The organism is Desulfovibrio sp. ZJ746 (assembly GCF_011039155.1).
GTDB lineage: Bacteria > Desulfobacterota > Desulfovibrionia > Desulfovibrionales > Desulfovibrionaceae > Desulfovibrio.
This window is the reverse complement of sequence record NZ_JAAKEK010000001.1, coordinates 872,114-889,651: the sequence shown is the minus strand read 5'-3', so window position 1 is coordinate 889,651 and position 17,538 is coordinate 872,114. Positions and strand designations below refer to the sequence as shown.

Annotated in this window: 17 protein-coding genes; 10 read left to right on the top strand and 7 right to left on the bottom strand. The window is 60.1% G+C overall.

Annotation, left to right across the window (positions count from 1 at the left end):
• The first annotated feature begins 104 nt into the window (after positions 1–104).
• From G7Y54_RS03995 to G7Y54_RS03975, 5 genes are read left to right on the top strand one after another with little or no spacing between them, the layout of a single operon-like run.
• Complete coding sequence (locus G7Y54_RS03995) at positions 105–905, top strand: N-acyl homoserine lactonase family protein (RefSeq protein WP_165077570.1); 801 nt, start codon at positions 105–107, stop codon at positions 903–905.
• A 48-nt stretch (positions 906–953) separates the two neighbouring features.
• On the top strand, positions 954–2,384 hold the full coding sequence (locus G7Y54_RS03990; RefSeq protein WP_165077565.1) for an SLC13 family permease: 1,431 nt from the start codon (positions 954–956) through the stop codon (positions 2,382–2,384).
• A gap of 22 nt (positions 2,385–2,406) precedes the next feature.
• Positions 2,407–3,438, top strand: coding sequence for an alcohol dehydrogenase catalytic domain-containing protein (locus G7Y54_RS03985; RefSeq protein WP_165077563.1), 1,032 nt, complete (start codon positions 2,407–2,409; stop codon positions 3,436–3,438).
• 38 nt (positions 3,439–3,476) lie between these two features.
• Positions 3,477–4,838, top strand: a complete 1,362-nt coding sequence (locus G7Y54_RS03980) for an MmgE/PrpD family protein (protein ID WP_165077561.1) — start codon at positions 3,477–3,479, stop codon at positions 4,836–4,838.
• A gap of 23 nt (positions 4,839–4,861) precedes the next feature.
• Positions 4,862–5,188, top strand: coding sequence for a DUF3870 domain-containing protein (locus G7Y54_RS03975; protein WP_165077558.1), 327 nt, complete (start codon positions 4,862–4,864; stop codon positions 5,186–5,188).
• A 73-nt stretch (positions 5,189–5,261) separates the two neighbouring features.
• On the opposite strand, the gene hemB is transcribed toward G7Y54_RS03975, so the two are convergent.
• Positions 5,262–6,245, bottom strand: coding sequence for a porphobilinogen synthase (gene hemB / locus G7Y54_RS03970; protein WP_165077556.1), 984 nt, complete (start codon positions 6,243–6,245; stop codon positions 5,262–5,264).
• Positions 6,246–6,248: 3 nt separating this feature from the next.
• Positions 6,249–7,505 carry an MFS transporter gene (locus G7Y54_RS03965; RefSeq protein ID WP_165077554.1) on the bottom strand — a complete coding sequence of 419 codons (1,257 nt, stop codon included), beginning with the start codon at positions 7,503–7,505 and terminating at the stop codon, positions 6,249–6,251.
• A 595-nt stretch (positions 7,506–8,100) separates the two neighbouring features.
• Between G7Y54_RS03965 and G7Y54_RS03960 the strand changes: the two genes are divergently transcribed.
• Positions 8,101–8,250, top strand: a complete 150-nt coding sequence (locus G7Y54_RS03960) for a hypothetical protein (RefSeq protein ID WP_165077552.1) — start codon at positions 8,101–8,103, stop codon at positions 8,248–8,250.
• A gap of 748 nt (positions 8,251–8,998) precedes the next feature.
• Here the strand turns inward: G7Y54_RS03960 and G7Y54_RS03950 are convergent.
• Complete coding sequence (locus G7Y54_RS03950) at positions 8,999–10,063, bottom strand: type I restriction enzyme HsdR N-terminal domain-containing protein (RefSeq protein ID WP_165077550.1); 1,065 nt, start codon at positions 10,061–10,063, stop codon at positions 8,999–9,001.
• Between the two features lie 400 nt (positions 10,064–10,463).
• Between G7Y54_RS03950 and G7Y54_RS12730 the strand changes: the two genes are divergently transcribed.
• A complete protein-coding gene (locus G7Y54_RS12730) occupies positions 10,464–10,595 on the top strand; it encodes a hypothetical protein (protein ID WP_277424345.1) in 132 nt (43 codons plus the stop codon).
• A gap of 56 nt (positions 10,596–10,651) precedes the next feature.
• Here the strand turns inward: G7Y54_RS12730 and G7Y54_RS03945 are convergent, their stop codons facing one another.
• The 4 genes from G7Y54_RS03945 to G7Y54_RS03930 all read right to left on the bottom strand — a co-directional run bounded on the left by G7Y54_RS03945 (position 10,652) and on the right by G7Y54_RS03930 (position 12,794).
• Entirely contained in the window at positions 10,652–11,305 is a 654-nt protein-coding gene (locus G7Y54_RS03945; RefSeq protein ID WP_165077548.1) for an IS1595 family transposase, read from the bottom strand.
• Between the two features lie 26 nt (positions 11,306–11,331).
• Positions 11,332–11,604 (bottom strand): hypothetical protein, encoded by a 273-nt coding sequence (locus G7Y54_RS03940; protein WP_165077545.1) that lies wholly within the window; start codon positions 11,602–11,604, stop codon positions 11,332–11,334.
• Between the two features lie 525 nt (positions 11,605–12,129).
• Positions 12,130–12,456, bottom strand: coding sequence for a type II toxin-antitoxin system HicB family antitoxin (locus G7Y54_RS03935; protein ID WP_165077543.1), 327 nt, complete (start codon positions 12,454–12,456; stop codon positions 12,130–12,132).
• A gap of 164 nt (positions 12,457–12,620) precedes the next feature.
• Positions 12,621–12,794 carry a type II toxin-antitoxin system HicA family toxin gene (locus G7Y54_RS03930; RefSeq protein ID WP_165077531.1) on the bottom strand — a complete coding sequence of 58 codons (174 nt, stop codon included), beginning with the start codon at positions 12,792–12,794 and terminating at the stop codon, positions 12,621–12,623.
• A gap of 1,498 nt (positions 12,795–14,292) precedes the next feature.
• Between G7Y54_RS03930 and G7Y54_RS03925 the strand changes: the two genes are divergently transcribed.
• The 3 genes from G7Y54_RS03925 (at position 14,293) to G7Y54_RS03915 (ending at position 17,456) form a co-directional block, all read left to right on the top strand.
• Positions 14,293–14,841, top strand: a complete 549-nt coding sequence (locus G7Y54_RS03925; protein ID WP_165077528.1) for a hypothetical protein — start codon at positions 14,293–14,295, stop codon at positions 14,839–14,841.
• A 1,292-nt stretch (positions 14,842–16,133) separates the two neighbouring features.
• On the top strand, positions 16,134–17,084 hold the full coding sequence (locus G7Y54_RS03920; RefSeq protein ID WP_165077525.1) for a J domain-containing protein: 951 nt from the start codon (positions 16,134–16,136) through the stop codon (positions 17,082–17,084).
• A 57-nt stretch (positions 17,085–17,141) separates the two neighbouring features.
• Positions 17,142–17,456 carry a chaperone modulator CbpM gene (locus G7Y54_RS03915; protein WP_165077523.1) on the top strand — a complete coding sequence of 105 codons (315 nt, stop codon included), beginning with the start codon at positions 17,142–17,144 and terminating at the stop codon, positions 17,454–17,456.
• The last annotated feature ends 82 nt before the right edge of the window (positions 17,457–17,538 follow it).

Here is a 17,538-nt window from a genome sequence, read left to right as displayed (position 1 = left end):
GCGGGAGCCAGGGCACTCCCCGCCGTATGACGTCATACCAGGCCAGACACTTTTTCCCTGTGCTGCCCCGGCTCTTTCCTGTTGAGGTAACTGCGGGAGGACGTATGTGGAAAGTTCAGCCGATTCATGTCGCCACCCAGCACTGCATCCGAAAGGGGATGCTGGATACGGGCAGTCCCACCGATGCCACCGAGCGCATGGACATTCCCTTTGTCTGCTGGCTGCTCATGAACGAGAGCTCCGGGAAGATGTACCTCGTGGATTGCGGGCCCGATTACGACAACGAGACCAATGCCCGGCTGCACCAGCCCATGACCATGCGCCCGGGCTGGCACATCAGGGAAAGGCTCGCGGCCATGGGCGTTGATGCCGCAAAACTCGAGGGTGTCATCGTCACCCATCTGCACTGGGATCATCTCAAGGCCGTGAACAGCCTGCCGCAGACCCTTCCGCTCCTTGTGCAGCGCGAGGAACTGGCGTGGGCGGCGGCCAGCCGGGGCACGCGCTTCGCCAAGGCCTATGAGACCGACATAGAGGAAGTGCCCTACTTTTTCCGCTGTCACGCCCGCTACGAGCTCTTGGAGGGCGAAAGGGAAATCGCGCCGGGCCTCCGGGTGTTCCCCACGCCGGGCCACACCCGGGGTTCGCAGTCGGTGCTCGTGGAGACGGCCAAGGCTAGGCTCATCCTGGCAAATGATGTCGTGAACGTGCTGGAAAACTGGACGCCCGGTATCCGCCCCGGGAACATCGCCGACGGTGCCGCTTATGCGGCGTCTCTCGAGACCTTGAGGCGGCACGAGCGCCGGGGCTGCACGGTGGTTCCGGGCCATGACTTCCGCGTTTTCACGGAACTGGCGTCGCTCTTTGACGAAATTTTTCCTGTCCGTGGGGATTCTGCCTGTTGAAGCCGGCCGAATGCCGGTCATCTGAACAAATTTCCCTGGAGAACTGCCGTGAAAAATGACACGAGGAATTTTCTCCTGAACCTGACTGTGGTGTTGTTCTTGATGTTCGGTTTTGGCTATGTGCCGCCTTTTCCGGGCCTCAATGAAATGAGCATGCGGGTCATCGGCGTCTTTGCAGGCGTCATCTACGGCTGGATAATGATCGACATCGGCTGGCCGTCCATTCTCGGGCTGGTGGCCCTGTGCCTGACGGGCTATATGCCCACCGGCAACCTGCTGGCCACGGCATTCGGCTCGCAGACCATCGTCATGATCCTGGCCCTGCTGTTCCTAGCCGCCTTTGTGCAGCAGGCCGAGCTCACGGAAGTTATCGTTGACTTCCTCCTCAGCCGCAAGGCCACCGTTGGCAAGCCCTTCCTCATCCTGTTCAACTTCCTTTTGGCGGGTTTTCTTGCGGCCGTGCTTTCGCAATGCCTGGCCGTGCTTGTCATCTTCCTCGAAATCTTCAAGGAAATCGTGCGCAAGACCGGCCTCAAGCCTTACAGCGCGGCCATACCGACCTTCATGGTGGGCATGGCCTTCGCCATCGTCATCGGCGACATCAGCCTGCCTTTCAAGGGCTGCGCCATCCTCGGCATAGGCGCGTATGAGGCCATCACCGGCGAGACCATGAACCTTGCCTCCTTTACGGTCTTCATGTTTCCCATGTGCCTTGCGACCATCGCCTTCTATGTGCTCGTCTGCAAATACATCTTCCGGGTGGACCTGAGCCTTTTGCGCAACTACCGGCACGAGCCTTCCAAGGGCGCTGTGGTCACGCCCTTCAAGAAGATTTCGCTCATCGCCATCATCGTGAGCCTGGCCTTGTTGCTCCTGCCCAGCATCATCCCCAAGGACTGGGCCATTTCCGCCTTTTTCAGCCAGCTTGGCCTGGGGGGCCTTTCCATGGCCATCCTTGCCGTGCTGATGATCATCCGCGTTAATGGGCAGGCTCTGCTTGACATGACCAAGGTGGCGAACTTCTTTCCCTGGAAGGTCTTTTTTGTGCTGGTCGTACTGTTGCCCGTAGCGGGCGCGCTCTCGTCCGACGCCGTGGGTCTGAAGGTGCTTCTCTCCGACGTCGCCACCTCTATGCTGTCCGGGCTGCCGCCCTTCCTCGTGATATTCGCCGTGGTGCTTCTGCCGGCCGTGCTTACCCAGTTTGCCAATAACATGGTGGTGACCTCGGTCTTCGTTACCATCATCTGCTTCATGGGCAATGCGCTGCCCTTTGACCCGGCGGTGCTGAGCTGCCTTGTCATCATGGCCGCCAACTTTTCCATGTTCTTCCCCGCGGCCAATCCCATGAACGCCATCATCTTCGCCCAAAGGGATCTTGTCACCTTTCGACAGGAAGCCGGTTTCGGCTTTGTCGCCTGCATGATCCTCTGCATCTTCCTCGCCGTTGCAGGCTACGGCTGGGGCTGCCTCGTCTTCTGACATCAAAACCAAGGAGAAAACCATGCGCGCTTTCCAGATCACTGAACCGCACAAGGCCGAAGTTGTGGACCTGCCCGTGCCCGAGCCCGGGCCGGACGAAGTGCTCGTGCGGATGCACTATGCCGGCATCTGCGGCTCGGACCTGCACACCCTTGAGGGCAAGCACGCCCGGCGCACCCCGCCGCTCATCACCGGGCACGAGGGCAGCGGCGTGGTGGAAAAGGTGGGGGCCAACGTCAAGGATCTCAAGCCGGGCACGGAATGCGTCATCCTCGCCGAGCAAAGCTGTGGCGAGTGCCGCTGGTGCCGTGAGGGGCACACCAACCTTTGCGCCAAGAAGGTGCTCCTCGGCACCAAGCCCTGGCCCGGCACCTTCAGCGAGTATGTGGTGGCCCCTGCGGCCAATATCCTGCCGCTTCCCGAGGGGCTTTCCCTCAGGCTCGCGGCCGTGACCGAGCCTGTGGCCATCTGCATGCATGTGCTCAGGCAGGCTGGCTGGCAGGGGGGTGAATCGGCCCTGATTTACGGCGCGGGGGGCATCGGCTCGCTCCTGCTCGCCGCGTGCCGGGCGCGGGGCATGAAGAGCGCCGTGGTCGCCGACATCAAGGATTTCAACGTCGAAAAAGCCAGGGAAATGGGCGCCACGGTGGCGATCAACAATGGCGGCGCGGATGACGCCGAGCAGGCGCTGCAGGAAGCCTGCGGCCCGGACGGCGTGGACGTGACTTTCGTGACCGCCCACCCGGTCAAGATCGTCAATCAGAGCTTCCGCATGACGCGCAAGCGCGGCACCGTGACCCTTGTGGCCCAGTTCAACCAGCCGGGCATCGTGGACATCGACAAGGCGCGCATCAAGGAGCAGACCCTCGTTTCCAGCGCGGCCGCCCACAGGAAGGATTTTGAGGAGGCCCTGGAGATTCTGGCGGCCTACCCCGAATATTTCGAGCCCGCCATCACCACCGAGGTGGGCATCGACGAGGTGGACGACCTGCTCCACGCCATGATCGAGGGCAAGGCGAATGTGGCCAAGGCCATCGTGCGCCTCACGGACTAGCGTTCCGCATATCTTCGTCCGCAACAAAAGGAGAAGGGATGAATCCTCTGGAAAAACTCGCCGGTTTCGTCCATCGGCTCAGGTTCGAGGACGTGGACAGGGCGGCGGCGACGCAGGTCACGCTCTGCCTCGCGGATTCGCTCGGCTGCCTCGTCTATGGCAGCCGCGCGGAACATGTGCGCAAGGCGCTGGCGGCCTACAAGCCCATGCAGGTGCCGGACGGCTCGCGCATCTTCTTTGAAAGCTGGAAAGCGCCCGCGCCGCTGGCCTCCTTCCTCAACGGCTCCATGATAGGCGCCAACGCCTATGATGACCTGCATCACGGGGCCACCGTGCATTGCGGCTGCATCGTCATCCCGGCGGCGCTGGCCGCCTTGGACGGCTGCGGGCGCACGGTCAGCGGCAAGGAGTTCCTGACCACCCTGGTGGCCGGCTATGATACCATGATCCGCGTGGCCCTCGCCGTCATGCCGGAAGTGCGTCACCGGGGCTACCATCCCGCCTCGGTGGTCGCCCCCTTCGCGGCGGCGGCCGCCGCAAGCCGCATCTACGGCCTGACGGAGGAAGAGGCGCTGAACGCCATCGGCATAGCCGGGGATTTCGGTTCCGGACTCATGAGCGCGCAGCTTTCCTCCAATATTCACGGGATGCAGGCTCCGTATGCCAGCATGCACGGCGTCAACGGCGCGCTCATGGCGCGGCAGGGCCTGCTCGGCATCCGGGAGATTTTTGACGACACCTACGGCTCCTTCCTGACAACGCTTTCGGGCAAGTATGACCCCGCGCCCATAGAAGCCATCGGCGAGGGCGAATTCCTCTGCAAGGGCACGGGCATCAAGTTCTACCCCACGGCAGGTTCCGTGAGTAGCGCGGTGGACGGCGTGCGCGACCTCATGGAGCAGAACGGCATCAGGCCCGATGAGGTGGAAAAGATTACCGTGCGCGTCAACAAGTCGGTCTTCCTGCACTGTGGCTTTGACTACGAGCCAGGCCCGGTTTCCGGGGCGCAGATGCACATCGGCTACTGCATCGCGGCGCTGCTCGTCTCGGGCCAGCTGGGCGCGCGCCAGTTCGAGCCGGCCTTCATCAAGGACCCGCGCGTGGCGGCTGCCATGAAGAAGGTGGAAGTCATCCACGACCCGGCCATGGACGACCTTGGCCCGGGCATGGGCTACTGCGCCCGTGTCACCCTTGTGGCGGACGGCAAGACCTGGGCGTGCGAAATCGTCAATCCCCGTGGCAGCGCGGGCAATCCGCTTTCGGAAGCCGGGGTGCGCGAGAAGTTCATGGCGCAATGCCAGGGCATCCTGCCTGAAGACAAGGCGGCGCAGCTCTTTAGCGCCGTCATGGGTATTGAAGATTTGGCCGATGTGCGCGACCTTGAGACCATGATTTCCTGAACCCTGAACCGGAGGGCAGGCCCATGAGCGTCCACGAGCAATGCTTCATCCTGGGGGGCTATTCCCAGCCCCCGCGTGACACCGCCGTGATGTTCGCGTTCCATACCCTCTATTGCCAGCTCTTGATCAACAAGTCGTCGCATTGCGTGGTAGACTGCCACCTCAACCTGCCGAGTCCGCTGGCCCGCGACTATCTCGCGGAAATCATCCGGGGACATTGCATGGACGACGACCTGGAGCCGCTCATCGCCAAGATCCGCGCCAACGCCCACCTGTTGATCACCAATTCCGTCATCCACGCCCTGCGCAACGCCCTGGAGCGTTACCGGGAAATCATGACGACACTCTAAAAGGAGGCCGGGGAAATTTCCCCGGTCTCCTTCCTCTGCGCGGCCCTCGCCGCTTCGAGGGGGCCGTTTCCGTCTAGCGGACGAGGCCTTCCCGGAGCAATTTCCCTGCAAAATAGGTGATGAGGATGTCGGCCCCGGCGCGCTTCAGGCCCGTGAGGCTTTCGAGCAGGACGGCCTCGCCGTTGATCCAGCCCTTTTCCGCCGCCGCCATGATCATGGAGTATTCGCCGCTCACCTGATAGGCGCAGATGGGCACCAGCGTCTCGCGCTTTGCCAGGGCGATGATGTCGCCATAGGAGGCGGCGGGCTTCACGATGAGCATGTCCGCGCCCTCGGCGATGTCGGCCCGCATTTCCCTGAGCGCCTCGCGGGCGTTGGCCGGGTCCATCTGGTAGGTCTTGCGGTCGCCGCAGGCCGGGGCGGACTCGGCGGCGTCCCGGAACGGCCCGTAAAACGAGGAGGCGTACTTGGCGGCATAGGACATGAGGGGCACATTGACGAATCCCGCGCCGTCCAGCGCCTGCCGGATGGCGGCGATGCGGCCGTCCATCATGTCCGACGGGGCGAGGATGTCCGCGCCCGCTTCCGCAAGGCTGACGGCGGTCTTGGCGAGCAGCGGCAGGGTGGCGTCGTTGAGCACGCGGCCGTCCTTGGTAAGGATGCCGCAATGCCCGTGCGCCATATATTCGCAGAGGCACACGTCCGTCACGACGATGAGCCCGGGAAAGGCCTTCTTCAAGCGGCGCACCGCCCGCTGGACGATGCCGTCCTGCTTCCAGGCGCCCGTGGCCTGCTCGTCCTTGCCGGCCGGGATGCCGTAGAGCATGGCCGTCACAAGGCCCTTTTCCACGTCCCGGCCAACCTCTTTCTCAAGCTCGTCCAGCGAGAGCTGGAACTGCCCGGGCATGGAGGCTATCTCTTTTCTGAAGCTGGCATCTGCCGTTTCCGCCACGAAATAGGGCATGATGAGCTCTTCCCGCAAAAGCGGGGCCGTTTCCCGGCAGAAGTCGCGCATCACCTGGCTCTGGCGCAGGCGGCGTCCACGATAGAATTCCATTGCTTATTCCTCCGTCAAGGTTTGCGGGCTTGTTGCGTTCCAGCGGCGCTGCACCGGGATACCGGTAATGATGGCGGCGGCAAAGGCGGCGAGGGCCATGGCCTGGAGCACCATGAGCAGGGTGAGCGCGGCCCCGTAACCTTCGGCAATGTCGCGCACCGCCCCGATGAGGGTGGCGCCGAAGGCGCAGCCCAGCGCCGAAAAGGTCATGATGCAGGCATAGATGACGCCGTAATCGGCCATGCCGAAAATGCGCTTCACCAGTGGTGGCGGCTCCAGCACCGTGCAGGCGAAGCCGATGCCGTAACAGAGGCCCCCGGCGAGGCTCGGCAAAAAGCCAAGATGTGAGATGAGAAGTCCCATGCCGCAAAGACCCAGCCCCACGCCGATGGGCGCGGCCCATTTTACGCCCAGCAGGTCGTTGAGCCAGCCGATGCCGAGCTTGCCGCAGGTGATGCCGATAACGGCGGCGGAAAGGATGGAAGCGGCCTGCATTTGCGTGAACCCGTATTCGCTCATGCACGCGGGGAGATGGAAAAGAAAGGCCGAGGTGATGCCGATAAGGCCCGCGAAGAGGAAGATGCAGTAAAAACTCGGCGTGAGCAGGGCGCTTTTGAGGAGCATCCCCGCCTTGTGGGCCGTGGCTGCGGCGGCAGCGCCGGCGCCATAGGGCTCAAGGCCCAGTTCCGCAGGCGTGGAACGGACGATGAACAGGGTGAAGGGCAGGGAGAGGGCGGCCATCACGAGCCCGCAGGTCCCGTAGGCCGGGCGCCAGCCGAACTGGGCGATGCCCCAGGTGATGAGCGGGCTTGCAAGCGCGGAGGCCACGCCCGCGGCGGAAAAGGAAATGCCCATGACGAGGCCGGTCTTGCGCTCAAACCAGTTGGTGATGAGCACGGGAATGGCGAGATAGATAAGGAAGGCGCTGCCCATGCCCAGAAAGACCCCCGCCGCGTAAAAGGCCCAGATGCTTCGGGCGAGGCAGAGCAGCCCGAACGCGGCGGAATCCATGATAACGGCGACGGTGAGGACTGCCCGCGCGCCGCGAGTTTGCAGCAGCTTACCGGCCAGAGGCAGGAAGACGCCGGCCACGGCGTATTGAATGGTGATATAGACGCTGAGGGCCCCGATGCTGACATCGAGCGCGTCGCTCACGCTGGCGTAGAACAGGCCCGCGCAATTCACCGGGATGCCGAGGCCCGTGATGATGAGCGCGCAGCAGGCGAGCACGATTTTGAAGGGATACGGGATTGCACGCACGACGATACCCCTGCTTAAAAAATTAAAAGCCAAAAATGCCCATGCGCTCGCGCACATGCGGATTTTTGGCTTTCAATCAGGCTTGCGGCGTGCCGCTGCGTGCGGCGCCCACCTGATCACCAAGAAAGAGTGTATGGCGAAGCCCCGTGGCGGTCAACGGGAAAATCAGGGGCAGGGGGCAGGAGCACTTGGCTTGAATCGGACTCTCTTAGAAAGTTAATGGGGATTTGGGCGTTGCTGGTCTCGTCGCTCATGGGCCTCCAGCGTCTCACATCTCCCTACCCATCGCCACGATTCACGGTACCGCGCATTTCGCCCCATATCCCTGTCGCCTGCTGGCCCAAAATCATATGCTATCGTTCGCTTGGTGTAGCGTTGCCAGGTACGGCACGCATGTCTTTCACGGATAGCGGGGGCACAGGCGCGGCTGGCTTCTTCCACCTCTTTCTGGCCATGACCGCAGCAAGGGGGCCTGAGGGCAATCATGGCGTCAACCCGTGACAAGTTCTCGATGGTGATATGTGCCCGGAGACTCTCCCAATGCTTAATAGGCTTGCTGAGGATTGCCCGCCCCCTGAGCGGCTATGCTGGGCAAATGATTCGCCTGCTGTTTTCTCTGCTGCTGGGCTGTGGCGAAAGCCTGCTCAATCTTTCGCGCTTCAATCAAGGCTTTTTGGCACTCCTGCCGGACGGCATAGCTCAGGTTGGTGCGAGGGAAAGTGCCATCTTCGCGCACATGCTTTGATTTGCGGTTCCCAAAGCTAAGGCGCGTTGCGGAGAGACGGCCCTCGTGAGTTTCGGGTCGCCATAACGCTTGTTCAGGGTTACGGCCACGCGGTTGCCGATTTCCCGGTCAAGCTCGCCGTGGAACTTGGGAAACATGAGGATGCGCTGATAATTGTCCGGTGCGCTTTCAAGAAACACCGCTGGCTTGAAACCGTCTTTCAGAAGCTGTATGACCTCTTCCGGCCTCCTGCCGTCAATGAAGCCATGGCGCTTTTGTTCGGACTTGGGCGTCTACGAGGAGATAGTTTCCCCGCGTCTTGCCCACTTCACGATGTCCGACATCTGCCTGGGCACTTCTTCTGGAGGGTTGCCTTGGGCCTCCCCGTTCCACTTGTCCAAGATCATTACCTTTTTCGGCGTTTGCGTCCATTTTACTGGCTGTAACCCGGTTGCGTTCCGCATTGACGGTGTTCGCATACTCATGCAAAGTTTTCCCCTGCGGAACGCGCGGTCAGCCGAAGATGCCTTGCGCGCTCGCTCTCCGACCCCAATAATCGTCCCCGAGCCTTTCCGTTCAAAACGCAGCCCGGCCTTATGCCGCTGTGCGAGTTTTTGAAAAACATATCGGGGATAGCGTGTGGGAGAAACGCGTGCCATGGTGGCTGGGGTCCAAACTCTTCTTATGCGGTGGATTGTTACGAGAGCAACGTATACCAGTTTTTCATAGAGAAGCGGCAAAAGCCCCGTTTGCGCGGGGCTTTTTGTTTCTACTGGGCGTCGTAGCGCCGGGCCGTGTCCCGGATGGCCTCCGCATATTGCAGGATGTCATCCAGCCCGGCGATGTCCACCATGGTCTTTTCCTTGTTTTCGCCAATAAGCTCGATGCGCATGCGCTCGGGGTTGTTGAAGTACATGCGCATGAGTGGCTTGAGGCGGCTGTCGTCCAGAAGCACGTTGCAATAGCTCTGCGCGTCGCGGATAAAGACGCGGGCAGGGTCGACCACGCCCATGAGGAGGGACTTGACCAGGAAGTACCCCTGCCATTCCTCCTCTGTGGTCACCACCTTCTCCGCGGCTGGGGCCGGTGTGGGGACGGCCGCCTCGGCCTTCTTGGGCGCGGCGGCGATGGCGGACTTGAGCCGGGCGTCCACCCGCTCCTCCACAAATTCGCTAAAAGCGCGCTTCACAAAGGCCGCGAACTGCTCGCGCACGTTCTTGGTGGCCCGGCCCGCATAGAGTTCGCGCACGAAGAAGTCCACAAAGCCCTCGCTGGGTTCCTCCATCTGGGCCAGCAGCAGGTTCTTTATCTGGCGGTTGTACTTGAGCTCCTTGGCGGTGCCGAGGGCGGTTTCAAGGTCAAAGGCATCCTTGCGGAGCTTGGCGAGCTCGGGAATCAGGGTGGCGTCGATGTTCTCGAGGTCAATTTCCATGAAGGGGCGGCTGTCCATCTTCTTGTATTCCTCCAGGTCGGAGAAGAAGAGGTAGCGCAGCCCGTCCGTCAAAACGCCTATGCGAGCGTCCACGGTTGTGAAATAGCGGTGCAGTTGCTCGCAGTTGTCGCTGTTGAGCATGCAACCGCACGCCTTGCACTCAATGAGGATGATGGGCTTGCCTTCACTGTTAAGGATGGCGTAGTCGACCTTTTCCCCCTTCCTGTCAGCCACGTCCGCCACAAACTCCGGCACGACCTCCAGAGGGTTGAAAACATCATAGCCCAAAAGGCGAATGAACGGCAGCACGCAGGCTGTCTTGGTGGCCTCTTCCGTGCTGAGGCTGGGCTTCATTTTTTGCGCGCGGTTGGCGAGGCTTGTCAGCCCTTCATTGAATTCCATTGTTCCCTCCTTGTCCCATGAGCCTGCGGGGAGTGCCCTGTCATGACCTGCCCCCGACTTTTTTATATTGATATCACATATAAGATAACTGGTACAGTGCCCGCGTGGGAGTTCGCGAGATACACCTCAGGTGCGGGTGTTGCGCGAATAGGGCGTGCGCACAGTGCTGGACATCCTCGCCGGGGAGGGGATCGCCCGTCCGATTTTGCCACGGCCACCACCACATTGGACACGGGCTCGTGCCCCGGGAAAGTGCGCGCGTGTGGCAGGGAAACCTCAAGGGCACGGGCGCAAAGCCCGGCTATCCGCCCGACCTTGGGGGCTGCATCAAGCTCGATAACCCGCTGGTCAAGGCCATGCAGTCGCCGCTCACGCAGCCTGCCGGGGAGCAAAGCGTCCCATGGACGAGGACGGTTTTTACCGCATCCTCACGGCCGAGGCCCGGGCCGATACACGCGACAATGAGCGGTGCGCCGACGTGGTTTGCATCGGCATTGATGACACCGCACGACTACCGTTGGATACCATTTAGATTGTCTTTCTTCATTATATCTTTTGACAAATAATTTGGGGCTGTCCTAGCTAAGGTTAATGTTTAGCCTCTTTAACCCAAGAATTTAGCTGGGTTAATAGCTCCTTATGATTGCCACCATTGAAGCGCCATTCGCACTCTTTTAAGAACCAGTAAAAGTGTTCAGGCTTAATGCCGTTAAACTTACGCAAATGCCGCTTTGCCTGGTTCCAAAAATTTTCTATCCCATTGATATGGTTTCCTTGTTTGGCAAATAACCTTGAATGGTCGATCCTGTGATGGTGGAAATCGCTTACATCCAAGGCATTATATACCCAGAACATGTCCGTGTAGACGATGCTGTCAGGCTCGACGCGCTCCTCAATGATAGGCATGAGCGTTTCTGTTCGCGCATTGGGGATTATGGCCGTATAAACCTTCCCGTTGCGCTTCAGTAACCCGAAAACCGCTATTTTCCCGGCAGCTCCCCGACCACGCTTGCCTTTTCTCACTCCGCCAAAGTAGCTTTCATCGGCCTCAACCTCCCCTGACAAGCGATAACTGGGGAGGTGCATTGCTATTAGACGCCGAAGGCGCATGAAATACGAGGCAGCAGTGTTGCGATTTACTCCCGCGATTTCGCCAGCAGCACGCGCGGTTGCGCCAGCAACGAAAAACTTTATAAGTTCAGCCTGTTGACGCGAATTTAACCGACTTCGCCTCTCGTACATGCCCTATCCTAGCAATTTCTCCTTAGCTAGGACAGCCCCAATAATTTTTTATAAATACTAATTTTGCATGCGAAAAAGGCCCAGAAAATTAGGCACAATATAAAAACAGCAACCGTAATTTTATTAATAAATGATTGAATAATATGACTGATATCAGGGTCTACATTGGACGTAAGGAGCATTACCTCCATAGGTACAAACGCCACGAAATAACCAACTAACAATGAGGTAAGGATGCCCTTATAAAGGGATTTTCCTTCTTCAGCGTCTAGCAGATCTTTGAGTTCTTTTTCAGTCATAAGAGCCACCTCATGGTAAGAATGGAACGCTCAATGACCGGGGGAGGCCCAGCGCCTCGCCCAGGAAGGGCTCAGGGAGGACTCTGGACAGCCCTGCCCGGCATTGTCCAATCCCTTGACCCTGTGGCGGTGACTGTGCGCCTTCAGTCAGCCGTTATAGGAAAAGTTAATGGCGCAGCGGCTCACGTCAAGAACCGGGGGCTGCCCCCTTGGTGGACGCGGCTCTGGCCTTTTCTGGCGAGGGCGTCTTTTTCCTGGTCTCTCCCGTCAGGCCGGGCGACGAGGCCGGGGCTCACGCCGCGAGCGCCGCCTTGTAGACGCGTATTTGGTCTTCGAGCTCGGGACGGGTCCAGATGGAGAGGGACATGGGGCCGCTATTGCACGGCCGAAACACCTTGTCGTGGACATGGTGGCCATGGTGGAAAACATGGAAAAATAATTTTCAACTGACAAAAATAAAAAAATTTTTCCAAAAAATTCGGCGGAGTGCGCCCCGCCGGAAAAATAGCCCTTGGAGGCTCCAAATCAGGCAGAGGCCGGGCGATTGATATACTCCCTCGCGGCTGCCCCAAGAAGCCCGGAGCGCGTCATGCCGCGCTCTTTCGCATAACGGTCTATCTTTGCAACAAGGCGCGGCTGCATGGAGATATTCAGGCGCATGAAGGGCTCGGGGGCAGGATCAGCGGGTACGAGCAGATAGAGTGCCCCCGGGTGGGGCCGGATATCCAGTTGTTTGTCCTCCGCTTCCGCCTTGGACCTGGCTGTTTCCATGTCTGATGCTTCTGGAATTTCCTCGCCGCGTGCCATTTCCACTTCCAGATAGGCAGTGAGCGCGTCCATCGCCTGAGTCATGGGCTCATCGAGCCAGTGCCAAAGGTGACGCAGCCGGGCAGGTCGGGAAACGAAACATTATTGACGTCAGGCTGCTCTTCATCGGGGTAAATTGGGCGAAATAGTACCGCATCTTCCTGATCCACATGCTGCAATCGTGCGGTTTATCGAAGTTTCAGGCCGCTTTACTGCTCGATTCGCTTCAGAGTGCCGAGAGCGATGTCCTCGGAGCCGTGTTCGGGCACCGTGACTTTGCCCGTCTTGCCGGGGTGGCGGAACTGGCGGTGGCTTCCGGGTGTGCGGGGCGTCACTTCTTCCCAGCCATCTTCTTTCAACTTCTTTATAAGTTCCCGGTTCATATTCCACCATTCCGTTGAGTATTGGATACATAAAAATAGTGTCCACTATCAAGGAATTATCTCTCCATTACATAATTTTTGGCGGCGCTGGTATTGAGAGACGGCGCGTAATCCCGTTCATGGACCCAAATGGCTCGCAATTTCCCGTACCGATGAGCCGGCAGAACTCCTGTCTTCACCAAGTCGGAGAAATGCGATTTCCTGCACCCCAGAAGGGCGCAAGCTTCGGGACAGGTGACCCTCCGCCCCTTATTTTCCACGTCTTCCATGCTATCTCCACAGGAATGAGCCAAGTTTGTCTGCGGCTGATCGCGCTGGCTCGTGCCGGGGAACGGGCCGCGGCGCCCTGGCCGTCTTTGTGGCCCCGGGGCGCTGCTTTTTGGCCACGTTGAGCTTCCATGCGAGGGCCGGCCGGAGATGCTCGCAGTGCATGCGCGGCTGGCGGGCCCGTGGGGATTGTCCCGCAGGTCTTTCTTGGGGTTCCAGACTCCGGCGCACATCTCCTTGGCGCATGCCCGGAGGTTGTCCGGGTCGCCATGCAGCCAGAAGGTGCCGGGATCGCCCGGTGAGATGGAGAGCCGGTTGGCCGGCGTGCCCTAGAGCAGCGTGGGGTCGATGCGGTGCAGCAGGATGCCGCCGGGGATGCGCAGCCGCTCGCCCATGGCTTCAGCTTGGCCGCTGTTGTCGGGCACATGTTCCCCCTTGGCTTTGTTGTCGCTGACCATAGCTTCCACTGTCACCCGCTGGCCGCTGGCAAGTCTGCGAGCCTGACGGAGAGCGACAGTGGCCGTGTCCCGGTTTTGGTCGAATTCGACAGCGAGGTCATGCCGTTGCTCCACTATGCGGATATAGCCCGGCGCACGCGGCCGGGACACGCTGCGAAGGCCAACACCGTGCGCCGCGGCACGGGTTGCAAGCTCCAGTGCCGCGTCCTCCCACAGAATGCGCGTGTGGCCTCCCTGGCATGGAGGTCGAATGAGATGGCGAGGCGCTGCCCGCGCGTCTTGCCGATTTTTTTGCGCATCTCCTGCCCGGCACGGCCCTCGAGCTCGGTGGCCTTTGCCCCGGGCATGGGCCTCAGGGTGAGGGCTTGCGCACTGCGGTCTGCAACGGCGGGTGAAACGGCCGTCATGCTGGAGGCGCAAGCGGCCGCGGCCAAGGTTGTTATAAAGCCGTGACTGTGAGACCCTGCGCCCCTGCGGCAGGCGATGGGCAAGGATATCCTTGCCCCTGCCGGGGGCACGGCATCCGTAGGGCGGCGGTTGGTGCTCGGGCAGTCTTCAGTCTCCTGAAACAGCGGTGAGAGCACAAGGGCGCCTGGGCAGGGCGGATGCCTTGGCGGGGCATTTGCGCCAATCACGCATAGAGCCACCAGAAGGCGGCTATGCCCGGGCACCGCACAAGACAGGAATGCCCTCGTGCCGTCATTACTTCTTGATGTTGCTTGTGCGGCAGGATAGGTTGGAAATAAGGCAAACCCTGTAACAGGAGCATGGACATGGCCAAGACTATCTGGATAAGCGCACTGATCAAGGGGTGTTCCGTGGTGGGCGAAAAGTTTGTTCCTGAGCTGCGCTGTGGCAATTATCACACCGTGGGCGATGCCATTTTTGCTGAACCGCTGAAGCTTCAGGACCTCGAGCGGACAGCGTGCTTCGTCAAGGGCATGGTCAATTCCAGCCAGAATGCGCTTGCCAAGGTTGTCGATGGATGGGGGCCGCTTGGGCGAGTTTCAACCCGCTTCACCTACCGGTATGGCGTCCCCGTCTACAGCATCAGCAATGAGTTTTCCCGCGATGGCGATATCGAGTGCGTGATGACGCGGGACGATGCGGAAAAACTGACGCTGCTGTCCCAGGGATTTCCCTGCTGCCAGTTTACGCTTCTGGAGATTGCCGAGAAAAATGATTTTGATATTGAACGCCTCACCGTTCGGGACTTGAAGACCCTGAAAATGGCTGTGGCTGCGGTTATTGCCCGCCATGAAGTCGGCATGGACGAGTTGCGCTTTGATGACAGGGTGCGCAGCATGATTAACACCAGATAAAAGGCGCGAAAGCCCTGTGCGGCAACGGGCGCGAAACCGTTAAAGAGGAGGGCAGCCAGTACGGCTGCCCGGTCAGGCAACCATGTCCCGGAAGGCGCGAAGCCAAGGATGAAGTTGCATGGCAGCTCATGTGGGCATGAGAAAGAAGGAATTTTAAAATTGCGCAAACTTGCCGAGGCTGGCGATGTCAAGACACAGCAGGAAACGGGCCTGGCGTTTCGCATGGTTGGGGCACGGAATGGAATGGTGCGGAAGCGTTTAAATGTTTCGCCGTTGCCTTTTACGCTTCCAAGCATGGGGCGAATGCGGCACAAGTGTCCCAAGTGCTTCAAAAATTTTAAGGCCGGTATAGAGTTAAAGGGGAAGGTAAAAATTTGGGGCTTGGGTTGCCCCTTGAAATGACAGATGAGGATTTTTGGGTGGAAAAATATATTTCCGGGCTGGCTGAACAAGCAGTAAAGGTATATCAGGCTATGGAAAAAGCATAGAAAGCACTGGCTCCAGAAAATGCTGTGGAGAGGATAGTTACAAAAGGTTTGAGAACAGGTACGTTGCCTGTCCTGACGATCTGCAGATTATTAAGGTAAAAATGCTCCCTGACTACTCCGCTGCCCGGTGCGCCTTGGGTGCCGGCATCCCACGTCGCTGGATGGCATTCATTCTCGTGTGCTGCTCGCCACCAAGTGAACGTCAACAGGACGGGAGGCGGGCATGGAGGCGGAAAGTCGTCACTCTTTGTACGGGCGATATCCTCGGCCGGTAGCCTCAACGGAAGAAGTTTCTGACGTAGTGAAGGCGTCTTCCGGGCTCACGAAGCATGCCTCAGGTTCCGTGGACTGCCGGGGGGTGTGGTTTACGATGTCCATCTCGAAAAGGGTCGCCTTTGTGTCACTCTTTGTCTTGGCTTGTCTTGCTGGGATATGGCGGCGCGAGCCCCTTTACGTGCGCTGCAGGGGCTGCCACCATTTCAGGATATGCCGGCCCAGGGGCTGTTGAGCGATTTTCTTCACTATCCTGTTCTGCATGCTGCTGTTCTCTTCTCCACGGTTCAGCAAATGCTCGTGGAGCACCCCACAGCTGGTGCGCGGTGAGACCTTGACCCACCGTGCGGTCACGGGATGGGGCAGGAAAAATTTTTTATGTGGCGGATACTGTTGACGGAACTTCAATCATTAGTAAAATGCTGCAAGTGAAGCGGTGCGCCGTGCATGGTGAAGCGGCCGCCGCACCCGGTGGACGCATCCGCAGGGGCCTTTGCCAGCCGGCCTTGGCCGCAAGGGAGAAAGCGAAACATGGCTGCCTCATATAAGGATTATTACAAACTTTTGGGCGTGGGGCGCGACGCCAAGGCCGAGGAGATCTCCAAGGCCTATAAAAAACTTGCCCGCAAGTACCACCCGGACCTCAATCCCGGCAACAAGGAATCCGAAGAAAAATTCAAGGAGATCAACGAGGCCTACGAAGTCCTCAAAGATCCCGAGAAGCGCAAGCTCTATGACCAGCTCGGGCCCGACTGGCAGAATGCCCAGCATTTCCAGCAGAACGGCCAGGGCTTCGAGAACATGCACTTCAACTTCAACGGCCAGGACATGGGCGGGGGAGACTTTTCGGACTTCTTCGAAACCCTCTTCGGCGGTGGCGGGGGCGCCCGGGGCAGCCGCGGGGGGAGCTCCTTCGGGCCCGACCCCTTCGGCGGCTTTTCGTCGCGCCCGCGGCGCGGCCGCGATGTGGAGGCGGAGCTGCCGCTCACCCTTGAAGAGGCCATGCGCGGCGGCAAGCGCAGCGTCACCCTCCAGATGCCCAAGGGCCCCAAGACCCTCGAGGTCAACGTGCCCGCCGGCATCCGCGATGGGGCCAAGCTGCGCCTCTCCGGCCAGGGCGACCCCTCGGCTTCCGGCGGCACGCCCGGCGACCTCTTCCTCCGCATTCGCTACGAGCCGCATCCGCGCTTTAAGGTCGATGGCGACAACATCCATTGCGATGTGGCCGTGGCCCCATGGGAGGCTGTGCTGGGCGCCAAGGTGCCCGTGCCCACGCTGGACGGCGAGGTGGAGCTGACCATCCCCGCCGGGACGAGCTCCGGGCGCAAGTTCCGCCTGCGCGGCAAGGGCCTGGGCGCCGCCTCCAAGCGTGGCGACCTGCTTGTCAGGGTGATGATCCGGGTGCCCTCGGAACTCACCGCCGAGCAAAAGGAACTCTGGGAGAAGCTGGCGGCAACCTCGACCTTCAAGGCGCGCGCCTGAGGCATTCGGCGTCAACGGCCGCGCCTTGCGTGAGCCGCATATCCCGAGGATGGAACCATGAGCATGACGAGAAAATCATCTTCCCTGCCGATGCCCTCCAAGGTGCTCGCCTGGGAGGAGTTTGTCGAAGTGACCGGCGTCACGCCGGAACATTTGCAGGAACTGCTTGCCCTTGGCTGGATAGAAACGCGCGTCAGCGCTTCCGAAGTCCAGATGTTCGAGGACGCGGACATCTATCGCGTGCGCAAGCTGGAACGCATTTGCGGCGATTTTGAGCTGCCCGTGGTGGGCGGCACCATCATCGTCGACCTGCTCGAGCGCATCGACCGCCTCGAGCGCATGGTGCGCGACCTGCACAGCCTGGAGGACTAGGCCCCTGCGGCTTCGGCTGCATGGGCCCACTATACCGGAAATGCCTGCCGCCCGGATGCACGGAAGCGCCCGCGCGGACAGG

What these genes read in the sequence shown, in the direction of transcription:
- G7Y54_RS03930 (WP_165077531.1), bottom strand. Translation starts at nt 12,794, where the DNA reads ATGAACCGGGAACTTATAAAGAAGTTGAAAGAAGATGGCTGGGAAGAA.
- G7Y54_RS03935 (WP_165077543.1), bottom strand. Translation starts at nt 12,456, where the DNA reads ATGACTCAGGCGATGGACGCGCTCACTGCCTATCTGGAAGTGGAAATG.
- G7Y54_RS03920 (WP_165077525.1), top strand. Translation starts at nt 16,134, where the DNA reads ATGGCTGCCTCATATAAGGATTATTACAAACTTTTGGGCGTGGGGCGC.
- G7Y54_RS03960 (WP_165077552.1), top strand. Translation starts at nt 8,101, where the DNA reads ATGATTCGCCTGCTGTTTTCTCTGCTGCTGGGCTGTGGCGAAAGCCTG.
- G7Y54_RS03985 (WP_165077563.1), top strand. Translation starts at nt 2,407, where the DNA reads ATGCGCGCTTTCCAGATCACTGAACCGCACAAGGCCGAAGTTGTGGAC.
- hemB (WP_165077556.1), bottom strand. Translation starts at nt 6,245, where the DNA reads ATGGAATTCTATCGTGGACGCCGCCTGCGCCAGAGCCAGGTGATGCGC.
- G7Y54_RS03950 (WP_165077550.1), bottom strand. Translation starts at nt 10,063, where the DNA reads ATGGAATTCAATGAAGGGCTGACAAGCCTCGCCAACCGCGCGCAAAAA.
- G7Y54_RS03925 (WP_165077528.1), top strand. Translation starts at nt 14,293, where the DNA reads ATGGCCAAGACTATCTGGATAAGCGCACTGATCAAGGGGTGTTCCGTG.
- G7Y54_RS03915 (WP_165077523.1), top strand. Translation starts at nt 17,142, where the DNA reads ATGAGCATGACGAGAAAATCATCTTCCCTGCCGATGCCCTCCAAGGTG.
- G7Y54_RS03980 (WP_165077561.1), top strand. Translation starts at nt 3,477, where the DNA reads ATGAATCCTCTGGAAAAACTCGCCGGTTTCGTCCATCGGCTCAGGTTC.
- G7Y54_RS03995 (WP_165077570.1), top strand. Translation starts at nt 105, where the DNA reads ATGTGGAAAGTTCAGCCGATTCATGTCGCCACCCAGCACTGCATCCGA.
- G7Y54_RS03945 (WP_165077548.1), bottom strand. Translation starts at nt 11,305, where the DNA reads ATGTACGAGAGGCGAAGTCGGTTAAATTCGCGTCAACAGGCTGAACTT.
- G7Y54_RS03975 (WP_165077558.1), top strand. Translation starts at nt 4,862, where the DNA reads ATGAGCGTCCACGAGCAATGCTTCATCCTGGGGGGCTATTCCCAGCCC.
- G7Y54_RS03940 (WP_165077545.1), bottom strand. Translation starts at nt 11,604, where the DNA reads ATGACTGAAAAAGAACTCAAAGATCTGCTAGACGCTGAAGAAGGAAAA.
- G7Y54_RS12730 (WP_277424345.1), top strand. Translation starts at nt 10,464, where the DNA reads ATGGACGAGGACGGTTTTTACCGCATCCTCACGGCCGAGGCCCGGGCC.